A 15036-nucleotide genomic window follows, 5' to 3' on the forward strand; every position below is an offset into this window, starting at 1 on the left:
GGGGCATCAACATATCTGGCGTTGACTTTTGGCACGCTGTTGAGTTCTCAAGGAACGGACGCTTCCTTCGGCACCCCTCCCGGGGCCCCTCCGGGCGCTTCCCTTCGGTGTCTCCGACTCTATCAGATCCCTTTTCGGTCTCCGAATCCCCGCCGGCGGGGTCCTGCCTTTTCTTTCCGCGCCGTTTCCGGCGCTTCCACCACCGTAGCGGATTTCCCGTCCGGCTCCTAATCGGGCCGTCCGGACCGGAATTGCGGCATGCCGCAATTCACCCCCGGAAGGGAATCACACCAAGTGAGTGGTCGCCGCCGAGGGCGACAGAAGAGCTGCCCGGAGAACCGTTCCGGCTCCCTGGCAACTCGGAGAACCATACGGATCGCTCCACCGACTGTCAAGCCGCATCCGCGCCTCCTTCGGGCCGACGCCGACAGGGCTCCGTCCGGCCGTTCAGTCCAGGTCGCTGAGACGGCCGCCGGCGTCCGGCTGGGTGTCCTCGACCCGGCGCAGCAGGCGTGTCAGCAGCTCTCCCAGGGTGACACGCTCCTCGCCGGACAGGTCCTGGAGCAGGTCCTCCTCGAAGACCGAGGCCATTCGCATCACCTGGAGCCACTTCTCCCGGCCGTCGTCGGTCAGCCCGACGATCACCCGTACGCGGTTGCTCTCGTCCCGCTCCCGGGTGACCAGGCCGACGGTGGCCATGCGGTCGATGCGGTGGGTCATGGCGGCGGGGGTGAGGCCCAGTCGCTTGGCGAGGGCCCCCGGGCCCAGGCGGTAGGGCACGCCCGCCATCACCAGTTCCTTCAGCACCTCCCACTCGGCGTGGTTGAGACCGAGAGTCGCCAGCTGGCGCCCGTAGGCGACGCTCATGCGCCGGTCGAGGCGGCTGAGCGCATTGACGATCTTCTCCACCTGGGGGTCCAGCTCGCCGTACTCGCGCTGGTAGATGGCGATCTGCTCGTCGAGCGTGGGGCCGCGGTCCGGATCTGGTGAGGGCTGGTCAGGCATGGGACCGGAGTATGACACGTGCTCGTTCACTTCGAAGTCTTTCTCCATGTACTCTTTAGCATCGAAGTTTATCTTCGAAGTCTCTCTTCGGGCTTCTCCCCCTGTACGTGCCTTAACGGCACCGGACTCAGAGGCAGGTGAGTGTGACCACCGCGACGGGCGCGACGCTGCGCCGGATCCAGACGGGGAACGCGCTGAGCGCGTTCGGCAATGGCTTCACCGTCCCGTTCATGTTCATCTACGTGGCCCAGGTGCGGAATCTGGGCGCGGGCACCGCCGGGACGGTGCTCGCGCTCTTCGCCGTGGCCGCGCTGGTGGTGCTGCCCTTCACCGGGCGGGTGATCGACCGTCGCGGTCCGCTGCCCGTCGCCGTCGCGGGAACGGTCCTGGCCTCCGCCGGCTCGCTCGGCATGGCCTTCTCCGAGGGCGCGGCGGCGATGTACGTGTCCGCCGCCGTCTTCGGTGCGGGCCTCTCCGTGATCCAGCCCGCGCTCGCCACGATGATCGTGTGGTCCTCCACCACCGCGACACGCTCGCGCGCCTTTGCCACGCAGTTCTTCCTCAACAACCTCGGGCTCGGGGTCGGCGGGCTGCTGGGCGGTCTGGTCGTGGACACCGAACGGCCCTCGTCGTTCCTGCTGCTGTTCGGGATCGAGTCGGCGATGTACCTGGTCCTGGGCGCGATCGTGGCGACGGTGCGACTGCCGGACGGGCCGCGCGTCGGGTGCCCCTCCCCCGGCGGTCCCGTCCACGGTGGTGAGGACGGGGCCGGGGGCGGCTGGCGGGAGCTGCTGTCCGACCGTGCGATGGTGATGCTGTCCGCGCTCGGTTTCGCGATGTTCTTCGCCTGCTACGGGCAGTTCGAGTCCGGGCTGCCGGCGTACGCGGTCGAGACCTCGGGAATCTCCCCGGCCACGCTGGGGACCGCGCTCGCCGCGAACACCGCGGTGATCGTGCTGGCCCAGTTCGTCGTGCTCAGGATGGTGGAACGGCGGCGGCGCAGCCGGGTGATCGCGCTGGTCGGGCTGATCTGGACGGTGGCGTGGCTGGCGGCCGGGGCGTCCGGGCTGGTGGCCGACCACCATGCGGCGGCCGTCGCGGCGATCATCTCCACGTACGCGCTGTTCGGGCTGGGCGAGGCGATGCTGTCGCCGACCGTGGCGCCGCTGGTGGCGGACCTGGCTCCGGCCCGGATGGTCGGGCGGTACAACTCCGCGTTCGCCCTGGTGAAGCAGCTGGCGCTGGCGATCGGTCCGGCGGTGGGCGGGCCGATGGGCGCCACCGCGCACGGGCCGTACATCGTGATGCTGGTGCTGTGCTCACTCGGCGTCACCGTGCTGGCCCTGCTGCTGGGCCGCAGGCTGACCCCCGGGCAGGACAGCCCGCTGAGGGCGTCCCTGGTGGTCACCGCCTCGGTGCCGGCCCGGTCCGCCGAAGCCGTGCGGGCCGGCTAGCGCGGGACGGTGTCCGGAAGCGCGAACTCGCACCACACCGCCTTTCCGCCGCCCGGGGTCCGGCGCGATCCCCAGGCGGAGGCGATGGTGGCGACGATGGAGATGCCCCGGCCGCTCTCGTCCACGGGTTCGGCGCGGCGGCGGCGCGGGAGATGGTCGTCGCCGTCGGTCACCTCGACGATCAGGCGGCGGTCGGTGCGGCGCAGACGCAGGCACATGGGCGGGATGCCGTGCTGAAGGGAGTTGGCGACCAGCTCGCTGGCGGCCAGCACCCCCAGGTCGTGCAGGGCCCGGGGGAACCGCCAGCTCGTCAGGACTCCCGAGGCGAAGGCCCGGGCGCGCGGGGCGGCCTCGACTCCGCCCAGGAGGTCGAGTGCGGCGTTGTGGAAGAGCTCCGCCTCGTGGCCGGTGCGGACCGGGTGCTGGAGAGCCAGGAGGGCGACGTCGTCGTCGTGCTCGGCGGTGATGCCCAGGGCCCGCAGGAGCCGGTCGCAGACGATCTGGGGACTGCCGCTGGCTCCGGCGAATGCCTCCTCCAGCATCTCGATGCCCTGATCGATGTCGGCGTCGCGCCGCTCGACCAGCCCGTCGGTGTAGAGCACGGCGGCCGAGCCCTCGCCGAAGGGGACGGAGGCGGAGGTGTGCAGCCAGCCGCCGGTGCCCAGCGGCGGGCCGGTGGACTCGTCGGCGCGGTGGACCGTGCCGTCCGGGTCCCGGACGAGGATCGGCAGATGGCCTGCGGAGGCGTACGCCAGGCGGCCCTCGTTGGGGTCGTGGACGGCGTAGAGGCAGGTGGCGATCTGGTTCGGGTCGATCTCGGCGGCGAGTCCGTCGAGGAGCTGGAGCACCTCGTGGGGCGGCAGGTCCAGCCGCGCGTAAGCGCGTACGGCCGTGCGGAGCTGTCCCATGACGGCGGCCGCACGCAGCCCGCGGCCCATCACGTCGCCGATGACCAGGGCGGTGCGGCCCGCGCCCAGGGTGATGACGTCGTACCAGTCGCCGCCGACCGCCGCGTCGGTGCCGCCCGGGCGGTACGTGGCGGCCACCCGCAGGTCGTCGGGCTGCTCCAGTTGCTGCGGGAGCAGACTGCGCTGGAGGGTGACGGCCGCCTCGCGCTGGCGGCGCTCGCTGACGCGCAGCCGCTCGGCCACCTCGACCTGGTCGGTCACCTCGGCGGCGAAGACGAGGACGCCGCGCCGCGGTTCCGGGCCCTTCAGCTCCACGGGTGTGCAGGTGAAGGTGTAGTACCCCGCGCGGGTGCCGCCGGCGGCTCCGTGGCCCCCGCCGTCCCGGCCCTCCACCCGGCGGGACTTGACCGTGCGGGGCCTGCCGCTGCGCAGGACCTGGTCCATCAGCGGCAGGAGGCCCAGCTCGGCCAGTTCCGGCAGGGCCTCGCGGGCGGGGGCGCCGGGTGCGCGGGGGCCGAAGGCCGCGGCGTAGGCGTCGTTGACGAAGGCGATGCGGTGATCAGGGCCGTGGACGAGGGCGACCAGGGCGGGGACCTGCCCGAGCAGGTCCTGTACGGACAGGTCCTGTACGGACGGGGCGTCGAGGCCGCGTCCGGCTCCCTCGGCGTTCGCAGCGGACGGTTCGCCGCGCTCGTCCCGGGCGGCCGGGACGGACCCGGTGGGGGCCGGTGCCTCGGGCGGGCGCCGTACGGCCCTGGCGGCGAGGCGTCGTTGCCGTTGCGTGCCGGGCAGCCGGGCGCTCCAGCGCGTGAAGTTCACTGCGTGCGGTCCGATCCGATTCCGATGTTCTCGTGTCTGGCGTGTATGCGCGGGCCCGTCGCGCCGGCCGCGTCCGCCGGTGACTCTTCGCTGACGCGGGCCCACCCATGGTCACACGTTCAGTGTGGCCGATGACACCGGCGGGTGTCAGGGGCCCTCGGGGTGGCGGCCGGTGCCCGCGGCGAGTTCGAACTCCGCGCGCGGGTGCTCGAGCGAGCCGAGCGAGACGATCTCACGCTTGAACAGGCCGGCGAGCGTCCACTCCGCGAGGATGCGCGCCTTGCGGTTGGCCGTCGGCACCCGGCTGAGGTGGTACGCGCGGTGCAGGAACCAGGCAGGGTAGCCCTTGAGTCTGCGGCCGTACACATGGGCGACGCCCCTGTGCAGGCCGAGCGAGGCGACGGAGCCCGCGCAGGAGTGCTCGTACCGCGCCGGTTCCCGGCCGCGCAGCGACGCCACCAGGTTGTCGGCCAGCAGGCGCGCCTGGCGCACGGCGTGCTGGGCGTTGGGGGCGCACTCCGGAGGCCCTCCTTCCCCGGAGCCGCCGTCCCGGGGCGATCCGGCCGCCGCCAGGTCCGGGACGGCGGCGGCGTCGCCCGCGGACCAGGCGTGCTCGACGCCCTCGACGCGCAGGGCCGCGGTGCAGCGCAGCCGGCCGCGCCCGTCGCGGGGGAGGTCGGTCCGCTCCAGGAGCGGGTGGGGTTTGACGCCCGCGGTCCACACGAGGGTGCGGCAGGGATGGCGGGAGCCGTCGCTGAGCTGGGCGACGCGGTTCTCGCAGGAGTCGAGGCGGGTCTCCAGGCGTACGTCGACGTTACGGCCGCGTAGTTCGCGCACGGCGTAGCGGCCCATGGCCTCGCCGACCTCGGGGAGGATGCGGCCGGTGGCCTCGACGAGGATCCACTTCATGTCCCGGGGGCGGATGTTGTGGTAGTAGCGGCAGGCGTAGCGGGCCATGTCCTCCAGCTCGGCCAGCGCCTCGACACCGGCGTAGCCGCCGCCGACGAAGACGAAGGTGAGGGCGGCGTCGCGGACGGCGGGGTCGCGGGTGGAGGAGGCGATGTCGAGCTGTTCGAGAACGTGGTTGCGCAGGCCGATGGCCTCCTCGACGGTCTTGAAACCGATGCCGTGGTCGGCGAGGCCGGGGACCGGGAGTGTCCGGGAGACCGAACCCGGGACGAGGACGAGTTCGTCGTAGGGCACCTCGGCGGGGCCGGTTCCGGTGTGCTCGGTGGCGAGGGTCTCGACGGTGGCGGTGCGCCTGGCGTGGTCGACGGACTTCGCCTCGCCGATGACGATCCGGCAGTGGGGCAGCACGCGGCGCAGGGGGACGACGACATGGCGCGGGGAGATGGAGCCGGCCGCCGCCTCGGGCAGGAAGGGCTGGTAGGTCATGTAGGGGTCGGGAGTGAGCACGGTGACCTGTACGCCCCCGGCGCCCTTCCGCGCGCGCCTCAGTTCGTGTTTCAGGCGCCGCTGGAGGCGCAGGGCGGTGTACATGCCTACGTAGCCGCCGCCGACCACGAGAATGCGCGCGGGTTCCTTCTTCACCTGTCCATAACGCACCCGCGAGTGGACGTTTGTCCACAGGTCCCGGGAAACGTATGACCGGCGGAAGGTTGGGGTCCGGGGTTCACCGATCCGCCGTGGGCGGGAGAAGGCACAGCTCAGCGGGGGTGTGAGGGGTGTGCGGAGGGAGGCCGGGAGGGGGTGGGCGGCGTACTCCGGTCGGGGGTCGGAGGTGGCGGAACATCACTCTTCTCTCGTGACCGGGGCTCAACTATGTTCGTAGCACGCCGGACGGAGCCATGACCGTGTTCCGGCGGCAAGGGTGGGGGGCCTCCGGGGGGAGGCTGCCATACAACCGGGGGAATACAACATGCATATTCAGGGCATTCAGGGCTCTCGCTGGTCGACCGCCGTCGTCGCCGACTCTTCCGACGGCGGGGCGGGAGGGGCGGCCGGAGACCGCGGGGCCGCGCGCACGGCCGGCGGGGGGAGCGTCGGGGGCGGCGGGCGTACGACTCCGCTGCGGGTCGACGCCCAGCGCAATCTGGAGCATGTGCTGCGCGCCGCCCGCGAGGTCTTCGGCGAGTCGGGCTACGGCGCTCCGATGGAGGACGTCGCACGCCGGGCACGGGTCGGGGTCGGCACGGTCTACCGGCGTTTTCCCAGCAAGGACGTGCTGGTCCGGCGTATAGCGCAGGAGGAGACGGCGCGACTGACCGAGCAGGCGCGCGAGGCCCTGGGGCAGGAGGAGGAGCCGTGGCCGGCACTCTCCCGGTTTCTGCGCACCTCGGTGGATTCCGGCGCCGGGCGGCTGTTGCCGCCTCGAATACTGCGGGTCGGGTCGTTCGCCGACGGGCTCGACGGTGCGGTCGAGGGCACGGGCACCGGCCCGGGAGGAGCGCGTACGCCGCAGGGAGGCGAGCACGGACAGCCCGGCCTGCGACTGGTGAACGACCGGACCGCCCGGGAGGACGTGCCGGAGAGGGCCGGCCGGGGGCGGGACGGCGCCGGGAGCACCGGGAGCGTCGGGAGTCCCGGGGAGGACGCGGGCGTCTCCGACCTGCTCGGTGTCGTCGGCAGATTGGTGGAGCGGGCGCAGGCGGCCGGTGAACTGAGGTCGGACGTGACGGTCGCGGACGTGCTCCTGGTGATAGCCACGGCGGCGCCGGCCCTGCCGAACGCGGTGCAGCAGGCCGCGGCTTCGGCGCGACTGCTCGACATCCTGCTGGAGGGGCTCAGACCTCGGTACGCGAAGCCTGTGGGGTCCTGAGGCCGGTTCCTGTCGGCATGGCCCGCCGACAGGTGCGGCCGTCGGGTCCCGGTGCCCGGTGGCGGAGCAGCGTTTTTCGGTCAGATTCATGTGGCCGCGGTTCGGCCCTATACCCCCTGAGAGGGCCGCGTGCGCACCGTTTTGCGGTTTCCCGCCCTGGACGGGTGATTGAGGCGCACGGCCGGGAATGCGCGGCCCTCGCCGTGACACGCTTTGCCGGTGTTCGATGGCGACTGTGCGTACGGGGGTTCTCACTTTGGGTGCTGACGAACGGGAGAAGCCCCGCGGTTCGCGGGACGTGGAGAGGGCCGACGGTCCGGCGGGCGCCGTGTCCTGCGACGCGGAGCCGGCCGGTGCCCGGCCCGGCGACGCGGAACTGGTCTCGCGGATGCGCGGTGGGGACACCAGGGCGTACGAGGAGCTGTACCGGCGGCACTCCGGCGCGGTGCGCCGCTACGTACGCCACTGCTGCCGGGACGCGGCGGCCGCGAACGATCTGACGGACGAGATCTTCGCGCGAACGCTGCTGGCCGTGCGCAGCGGTGCGGGGCCGGACACCGCGGTGCGCACCCATCTGCTGGCGGCGGTCCGGGATGTGGCGGCGTCCTGGACGGGGACGAGTGGCTGGGATCTGCTCGTCGAGGAGTTCGCGGTGTTCGCGGCAGCGGCCGGGTCGCCGGGCGGTGGAGCGGCCTCCCGGGCGGACACGAGCGTGCGGGCCATGCGGAGGGCGGAGCGGTCCACGGCGGTGCGCGCCTTCCGCGATCTGCCCGAGCGGTGGCAGGTGGTGTTGTGGCACACCGTGATCGAGGAGGAGTCCCCTCGGGACGTCGCGCCGCTGCTGGGCCTGGCGGAGGACGCGGTGGCGGTGCTGGCACAGCGGGCGCGGGAGGGGTTACAGCAGTCGTGTCTCACGGCGCACACCGCCGGGACGCGGGCGGCGGGTGGCGACTGCGCACGCCGTACCGACCGGCTGGGGACGTATGTGCGTGGGGGGTTGCGGGCGCGGGCCGACCGGGGACTGCGCCGGCATCTGGAGCGGTGCGCCGACTGCCGGTCGGCGGCGCTGGACGCCAGGGACGTCTGCGAACGGCTCCGGGTGCTGCTGCCGTTGGCGGTCGTGGGCTGGGGCGCGGACGTGTACTCGCCGTATCCGATGGTGGGATCGGCGCGGGCGTGTGCGGCGCGAGGGCATGCGGAGCGGGGCTGGGCCGAGGAGGGAGAAGCCTCGCGGGCAGGCTCGGCGGGAGGGCTTTCCACGTGGGCGTACCCGGTGGCCGGGGAGGCGGGCCCGGTCGCGTCCGGAGGCGTGGACGGTGCGGCCGGCAGCGGTACCGCGGTGTTCGACGGGCTGGGGTCGACCGCGAAGGCGGGCATCACGGCGGGAGTGATGGCCGCTGCCGTGGCCGCCGCGCTGACACTGGCGCTGGTGGCGGACGGTCAGCGGCTGCGGGGCTCGCACCAGGGGCCTGGGGCACGGCCTTCGGCGACCGACGCGCCCGGCGGGGCGGAGGCGGGAGCGGAGGCGGAGGGATCGAGGGCGCAGACCGTGTCGCCGCGGGAGGTGGCGGGCAGGGGTGTACCGGGCCGGGAGCCGGCCCCGGTGGAGGACCTTCCCGGGCCGGGTGCGGAACGGGACGCGGAGTCCGGTTCCCCGTACGTGCCGGCGCCCCCGGCCGAGTCCGGGGCGAGGCCGGGAGCCGAGGCGCCCTCGCCCGGTTCCGGGCCGGCGCCCGGCGGGACGGCCGCCCCCACGGCCGGACCGGCATCTCCGCCGGCGCCCCCGCCGGCGCCCCGGCCCTCCGCGACCACCGTGCACCGGCTCGACCGGCTGCCCCGCGGAGGTGGTTCGGACGGCCCTTCCGTGCGGGAGGGGAGCGGCTGGCTGTGGCAGCGCTCGCAGCTGCGCATCGGCGGCCGGGACCGGGGTTACGGGGTTACGGTGTCCGCCCGTTCCTCCGTGTCGGTCGACCTGGGCGGTGCCTGCGTCTCGTTCGACGCGCTCGCCGGTGTGGACGACCTGACGGCGCTGCGGGGCGCGGTGAGGTTCTCCGTGTACGGCGACGGGGTCCGGCTGTGGGAATCGGGCGTCGTCCGGCGGGGCGGGGAGCCGGTGCCGGTCCACGTCCCCCTGGCCGGTGTGAGGACGCTGCGGCTGGTGGTCGAGCCGAACGGGGTGCTGGACTCGGCGGTCATGGCCGCCTGGGCCCGGGCGCGGATCGGCTGCCGTTGATCCCCTCCGCGGCAGGTACTGGCGCGGAGGGCCCGCGCACCCGGACCGGGCCTGACCGGGCTCACAGGCCGGGGCGCTGCGGCACCCCTCCGGCCACCGCGCGCCGGCGTTCGGTGGCCGCGCCCGTGCCCGTCCAGCAGCTGCCCCGGCGGGCCAGCAGCCGCCGCAGCCACACCTCGGTGGAGACCAGCTCCGCCAGCCCGTCCAGCGGCAGCGCCTCGCCCCCGGCCGCGGCCCGCAGTGCCCTGCGGACGACCCGGGCCTCCACCAGCCCCGCGTCGGCCAGCAGGGGTGCGTCGAAGAGGTCGATGAGATCGCCGACGCGGGATCGCAGCCCCGCCCGGGCCGCCGCCGTGTGGGTGGCGCGGGAGGGAGCACCCCAGCCGGGCGGCAGTTCGTGGACGCCCGCCCCCGCCAGGACGGCGCGCAGCACCGCCGCCCGCGCCCCCGGCTGTACGCGCAGCGCCTCGGGCAGGGCCCGGCAGGCCCGGACCACCTGGTTGTCCAGGAAAGGCGCGTGCAGCCGCTGGCCGCGGACCTCCGCGGCCTGTTCGAGTATCCGGTGGTCGGCGGCCAGCCGGGCGAGCGCCGCCCGTGCCCGCCGCTCCCCGGGACGCGTGCCCGTCTCCCCGGACGCCGGGCGGAGGGCCGCCCGCTCCAGCCGAATCGATACTTCGGCCAGCGCCTCCCCCGTCAGCCAGCGCGCGGCCGGCCCCGGGCGGCACCAGGCGAGGGCGGACAGCGAGGCGTCGAGCACCCCGGGCCCGGTCTCGTGGGCGGCCCCGCCCGCGCCGCCCGCACTCCAGGCCCCGGCACCGGCCGCGCCCCCGGTGACGTCCCGCTCCCGCAGCCGCCGCGCCGTCTCCAGCACCCCGTCCCGGTACGGCGTACGGGCCAGCCGCCGTGCCGCGCGGTAGACGGTGAGCGGCACGAGCACCGAGCGCCCGGCCGCGCCCTCCGCCTTCGCCAGCGCCGCGACCGGCCGCAGCAGAGGGCGGCGGCGCCGGTCCAGCAGCAGGTCGGCCAGCCGGGCCGGGTGCGCGTCGAGCACCTCGCGGGCGCCGTATCCGGACAGGTGGTCCGCGCTGCCGGCCGCCAGGCGCAGCCGGTGCCGCTCGGCGACGACCAGCGAGGGGCCCGGCTCGTCGGTCAGCGGCCCGCCGGCGAGCGGACCGCCGCCGGGACCGGTGTACGGCAGGGCCTCCTCGCCGCCGGCGACGACGACGTGGCGCAGCCGGGGGCTCTCGGCGATGCCGCGGGCGCGTTCCAGCTCGGCCTCGCGCCCCGGGAACGGGTCCGGCGTCAGGTCGTTGAAGGTGACGGCGAGCAGCCGCTCGCCCGCCGACGTCCCCGGCGTGCCGTACACCGTGCCGGGGACGCCGGGCAGTCCGGCGGCCAGCAGCGCGAGCGTCGCCGACGCGCTGCCGCCCGACAGGTCGGCGCCGATGCCGGGCGCGGGCCCTCTGGCCCGTCCGCCCGGGCGGTCCGCGAGCCGCTGGGCCGGTCCCATGCCGGGGACCGGCCCGGGGTCGAGGCTGCCGAGGTCGGGCACGGGCGCGTGGCGCGGGGCGGCCAGCCGTACCCGTACGGCCTCCACCAGCGCGTCGCGTACTCCGGCGACCGCCGCCTCCGCGTCCACGGGGGGCGCGGCGACGACGGTGGGCACGGCGGGTTCGTAGCCGGCGGTCTCGCGGCTGCGGCCGTCGCGCATGATCAGGGCGTGGCCGGGCGGTACACGGCGCACCCCCGCGTAGGGCGTGCCGTCGCCCAGGGCCTCGGGCGCGTCGGGGCAGGCGAGCAGGGCGGCGAGGTGCCCGACGTCGAGCTGCGCCTCGATCAGGTCGGCCAGCGGCAGGGCGGCGGTGGCGTAGGCGGTGCCGCCCGCCCACGGGGTGTGGAAGACGGGCCGGGCGCCGGCGAGGTCGGTGGCGATGGTGACGCGGCGGCCGACGCGCACGACGGCGGTGTAGCTGCCGGGCCAGGCGGTCAGATGGCGCAGGGCGCCGCCGCGGGCGGCGAACAGTCCGATGCGCAGCTGCTCGTCGGAGGCGCCGCAGGAGCCCAGCACGGCGAGTCTGCCGCCGCCGTCGGCCTCGACCAGGCGTACTTCGTCGGGCCGCCAGTCGCCGACGGCCCACAGCGGGTCGGGGCCGTCCCACAGCTGCCGCGCGCCCACCGGCCGGACCGTCTGCCCGGGTCTCACCGCGCCGCCCGTGCCGGAGGCGTGGTCTGCGGCCCATCCCACCAACCACCGCATAGCCGCCTCCGCATGGCCCCGTGGATCGGTAACTCGCGGCCGGCGGCGGCCGATCGGTGGCGGGTCACCGTCGGCAGCCGTCAACCGCCGTCGCTGCCGACCATGCTGCCACGGGATGAGCGTGCGGGATGTGTTCGGGTACGCGGACGCGCGGAAGCCGGCGCCGGGCTCCGGCGCCTCACCGGTCCGCCGGACGACTCCACCGGGAGCGGCGTCATTCAGCCAAATATTTGCCGTGAGATATGCCTAACGAATCACCGTCCGCGTCTCGCCGGGGCTCCACCGGCAGTCCGGGAGGCTTCGTCGCCTCCCGGACCGGACCGCCGTCCGCGGGGAATGGGACGACGGCATTCCCCCAGCCCACCGGTTCCAGTGCGGTGGGCCGACCCACGCAGCACCCATGGAAACGCCTCCCCCGCGGGCCGCACAGAGCGCACGGGCAGGCGCACCGGCACACACTCGGAGCACACGCCCGGGGCGCATGCGCGGTGCGGTCCGAAGTGCCCGGCCGGTCCCTTCGCGCCGTTCACGCGCCGCCTGCCCGCGCTCCGCGGAGCCTGCACGAATCGCGCCATCCCGGAAGACGGCCCTTAACGGTAGGGATGCGGCGAACTACGCTGGGTTGACGAATGCCCCGTGTGCGCGGCACGGGGTGGCCGTCGGTGTGTGTCAGGGGTGCGCATGTCCAGGGAGCCACGCGGGCCGAACGAGAAACTCGGCGCCGTCCTCGCCCTCGCCGGAATCAGCAACGCCGGTCTCGCCCGCCGGGTCAACGACCTCGGCGCGCAGAGAGGACTGACCCTCCGCTACGACAAGACGTCGGTCGCCCGGTGGGTCTCCAAGGGCATGGTGCCGCAGGGCGTGGCCCCCCACCTGATCGCCGCCGCGATCGGCAGCAAGCTGGGGCGTCCCGTCCCGCTGCACGAGATCGGCCTGGCGGACGCCGATCCGGCCCCGGAGGTCGGCCTGTCCTTCCCCCGCGGCGTCGGCGCGGCCGTACGGTCGGCCACCGAGCTGTACCGGCTGGATCCGGCCGGACGGCGCGGCGGGGGCGGGGCCGTGTGGCAGTCGCTGGCGGGCTCGTTCTCGGTGAGCGCCTACGCCGTGCCCACCTCGCGCTGGCTCATCAAGCCCGCCGACAGTTCGGTGGCGCGGGACGCGTCGGCCCCGTCCGGCGGGGCGAGCCCGCCGCCCGGTCCCGCCGACGGGCAGCGCCCCCTCCCGTCCGTCGCCGCGTCAGCCCCCGTCCCGCCGCGCGTGGGCCACAGCGATGTGGCCAAGCTGCGGGAGGCCGCGCAGGAGGCCAGGCGCTGGGACTCCAAGTACGGCGGCGGCGACTGGCGTTCGTCGATGGTGCCCGAGTGCCTGCGGGTGGACGCCACCCCGCTGCTGCTGGGCTCCTACAGCGACGAGGTGGGGCGCTCGCTGTTCGGCGCGACCGCCGAACTGACGCGCCTGGCCGGGTGGATGGCCTTCGACACCGGTCAGCAGGAGGCCGCGCAGCGCTACTACATCCAGGCGCTGCGGCTGGCCCGGGCGGCGGCGGACGTACCGCTGGGCGGGTACGTGCTGGCGTCGATGTCGCTGCAGGCCACCTACCGCGGTTTCGCCGACGAGGGCGTGGACCTGGCGCAGGCGGCGCTGGAGCGCAACCGCGGCCTGGCCACGGCCCGCACGATGAGCTTCTTCCATCTGGTCGAGGCCCGCGCCCTGGCCAAGGCCGGCGAGTCGGCGGCCTGCGGCACCTCGCTGGCGGCGGCCGAGGGCTGGCTGGAGCGCTCCCGCGAGGGCGACCCGGACCCGTCCTGGCTCGACTTCTACTCCTACGACCGCCTCGCCGCCGACGCCGCCGAGTGCTACCGCGATCTGAGGGCCCCGCGCCAGGTACGCCGCTTCACCGAACAGGCGCTGTCGCGGCCGACGGAGGAGTTCGTCCGCTCGCACGGTCTGCGGCTGGTGGTGTCGGCGGTCGCGGAACTGGAGTCGGGCAACCTGGACGCGGCCTGCGCGGCGGGCACCCGGGCGGTGGAGGTCGCCGGACGGATCTCCTCGGCGCGGACGACGGAGTACGTACGGGACCTGCTGCACCGGCTGGAGCCGTACGGCGACGAACCGCGCGTGGCGGAGCTGCGGGAGCGGGCGCGCCCGCTGCTCGCCGCCCCCGCGTGACGCGGCCCGCCCCGCCTCCCCGGGGGCCGTCCGCGGATCCGGGAGGATCCGGCACGCGGCCGGACGGTTGCCGGACGGTGGTCCGGGCCATGATGGAGGACGTGTCCACTGTCTCCTCGGCCGCTTCCTCCCCCTCTCCCTCCGCCGGCGCGCCCGCCGCGCGGCGCGCGGCGTACGACTGCGACGTACTGGTGGTCGGCGGCGGGATCGTCGGCCTGTCGACGGCGTACGCGCTCACGCGCGCCCGGCCCGGCACCCGGGTGGTGGTGCTGGAGAAGGAGGCCGGCCCGGCCCGGCACCAGACCGGCCGCAACAGCGGGGTGATCCACAGCGGCGTCTACTACCGTCCCGGTTCGCTCAAGGCCCGCTTCGCGGTGCGGGGCGCGGCGGAGATGGTGAAGTTCTGCGCGGAGCACGGCATCGCGCACCGGGTGACGGGGAAGCTGATCGTCGCCACCGGGCGCGAGGAGCTGCCCCGGCTGCACGCGCTGGTGCAGCGCGGCCGGGAGAACGGCATCCCGGTGCGCGAGCTGGGCCCGGCGCAGATCGCCGAGTACGAGCCGCACGTGAACGGCCTGGCCGCCATCCACGTGGCCACCACCGGCGTCTGCGACTACGGCGCGGTCGCCGCCGAGCTGGCCCGCCTGGCGGAGGCGGCCGGCGCCGAGGTGCGCCACGGCGCGGAGGTCGTCGCCGTGGACCGCCGCCCGGGCGTGGGCGTGGCCGTCCGCACGGCGGCGGGCACGGTGGTGCGGGCCCGCGCCATGGTCAACTGCGCGGGGCTGCACTGCGACCGGGTGGCCCGTCTGGCGGGCGACGCGCCGCCGGTGCGGATCGTGCCGTTCCGCGGGGAGTACCACGAGCTGGTCCCGGAACGCGGCTCCCTGGTGCGGGGCCTGGTCTACCCGGTGCCGGACCCGGCGTTCCCGTTCCTGGGCGTCCACCTCACGCGCGGCGTCGACGGGTCGGTCCACGTCGGCCCCAACGCCGTGCCCGCCCTGGCCCGCGAGGGCTATCGGTGGCGTACCGCCCGCGCCCGCGACCTGGCCGGGACGCTGGGCTGGCCCGGCTTCTGGCACATCGCCCGCCGCCACTGGCGCTACGGGGCCGGGGAGATGCGCCGCTCGCTGTCGAAGGCGGCCTTCACCCAGGCGGTGCGCCGGCTGCTGCCCGAGGTGGAGGCCGCCGATCTGCGCCCCGCCCCGGCCGGGGTACGGGCCCAGGCGGTCGGGCGGGACGGCGCGCTGGTCGACGACTTCCTGATCACCCAGGCCCCGCACACCGTCCACGTCCTCAACGCGCCCTCCCCGGCGGCGACGGCGTCCCTGCCGATCGGCCGCGAGGTGGCGCGGCGGGCGCTGGAGGCGCTGGACGCCGCGCGCTGACCCGTGCCGCGCGCGGCCGTTCCGCAG

General features: G+C 75.0%; 9 protein-coding genes. 5 read left to right on the forward strand and 4 right to left on the reverse strand.

The window, feature by feature from the left end:
* Nucleotides 1–447: 447 nt before the first annotated feature.
* Nucleotides 448–1005 carry a MarR family winged helix-turn-helix transcriptional regulator gene (locus tag AC2CJA_RS02620; protein WP_241718311.1) on the reverse strand — a complete coding sequence of 186 codons (558 nt, stop codon included), beginning with the start codon at nt 1003–1005 and terminating at the stop codon, nt 448–450.
* Nucleotides 1006–1148: 143 nt separating this feature from the next.
* Here AC2CJA_RS02620 and AC2CJA_RS02625 point away from each other — a divergent pair, with 143 nt between their 5' ends.
* Entirely contained in the window at nt 1149–2459 is a 1311-nt protein-coding gene (locus AC2CJA_RS02625) for an MFS transporter (RefSeq protein WP_484601002.1), read from the forward strand.
* Here AC2CJA_RS02625 and AC2CJA_RS02630 read toward each other — a convergent pair.
* Both AC2CJA_RS02630 and AC2CJA_RS02635 read right to left on the reverse strand, forming a co-directional pair.
* Entirely contained in the window at nt 2456–4186 is a 1731-nt protein-coding gene (locus AC2CJA_RS02630) for an ATP-binding SpoIIE family protein phosphatase (protein WP_484601003.1), read from the reverse strand. The two genes, AC2CJA_RS02625 and AC2CJA_RS02630, sit on opposite strands and share 4 nt — an antisense overlap.
* 147 nt (nt 4187–4333) lie before the next feature.
* Nucleotides 4334–5686 carry an NAD(P)/FAD-dependent oxidoreductase gene (locus tag AC2CJA_RS02635; protein WP_484601029.1) on the reverse strand — a complete coding sequence of 451 codons (1353 nt, stop codon included), beginning with the start codon at nt 5684–5686 and terminating at the stop codon, nt 4334–4336.
* A gap of 379 nt (nt 5687–6065) precedes the next feature.
* On the opposite strand from AC2CJA_RS02635, the gene AC2CJA_RS02640 reads away from it, so the two are divergent.
* Both AC2CJA_RS02640 and AC2CJA_RS02645 read left to right on the forward strand, forming a co-directional pair.
* Nucleotides 6066–6965: a TetR/AcrR family transcriptional regulator gene (locus AC2CJA_RS02640; RefSeq protein ID WP_484601004.1), complete on the forward strand. Its 900-nt coding sequence runs from the start codon at nt 6066–6068 to the stop codon at nt 6963–6965.
* A 256-nt stretch (nt 6966–7221) separates the two neighbouring features.
* Nucleotides 7222–9198: an NPCBM/NEW2 domain-containing protein gene (locus AC2CJA_RS02645; protein WP_484601005.1), complete on the forward strand. Its 1977-nt coding sequence runs from the start codon at nt 7222–7224 to the stop codon at nt 9196–9198.
* A 61-nt stretch (nt 9199–9259) separates the two neighbouring features.
* Here the strand turns inward: AC2CJA_RS02645 and AC2CJA_RS02650 are convergent, their stop codons facing one another.
* Entirely contained in the window at nt 9260–11455 is a 2196-nt protein-coding gene (locus tag AC2CJA_RS02650; protein ID WP_484601006.1) for an asparagine synthase-related protein, read from the reverse strand.
* A gap of 681 nt (nt 11456–12136) precedes the next feature.
* Between AC2CJA_RS02650 and AC2CJA_RS02655 the strand changes: the two genes are divergently transcribed.
* Entirely contained in the window at nt 12137–13624 is a 1488-nt protein-coding gene (locus AC2CJA_RS02655; RefSeq protein WP_484601007.1) for an NsdA family TPR-like regulatory protein, read from the forward strand.
* 92 nt (nt 13625–13716) lie between these two features.
* Nucleotides 13717–15009: an L-2-hydroxyglutarate oxidase gene (gene lhgO, locus AC2CJA_RS02660; RefSeq protein ID WP_484601030.1), complete on the forward strand. Its 1293-nt coding sequence runs from the start codon at nt 13717–13719 to the stop codon at nt 15007–15009.
* Nucleotides 15010–15036: the final 27 nt, after the last annotated feature.

The organism is Streptomyces sp. ATLC9, from assembly GCF_057196705.1.

Excerpts from the sequence above, each read along its gene's own strand:
- AC2CJA_RS02620 (WP_241718311.1), bottom strand. The coding sequence starts at position 1,005 with ATGCCTGACCAGCCCTCACCAGATCCGGACCGCGGCCCCACGCTCGAC.
- AC2CJA_RS02635 (WP_484601029.1), bottom strand. The coding sequence starts at position 5,686 with ATGTACACCGCCCTGCGCCTCCAGCGGCGCCTGAAACACGAACTGAGG.
- AC2CJA_RS02640 (WP_484601004.1), top strand. The coding sequence starts at position 6,066 with ATGCATATTCAGGGCATTCAGGGCTCTCGCTGGTCGACCGCCGTCGTC.
- AC2CJA_RS02650 (WP_484601006.1), bottom strand. The coding sequence starts at position 11,455 with ATGCGGTGGTTGGTGGGATGGGCCGCAGACCACGCCTCCGGCACGGGC.
- AC2CJA_RS02655 (WP_484601007.1), top strand. The coding sequence starts at position 12,137 with ATGTCCAGGGAGCCACGCGGGCCGAACGAGAAACTCGGCGCCGTCCTC.
- lhgO (WP_484601030.1), top strand. The coding sequence starts at position 13,717 with ATGGAGGACGTGTCCACTGTCTCCTCGGCCGCTTCCTCCCCCTCTCCC.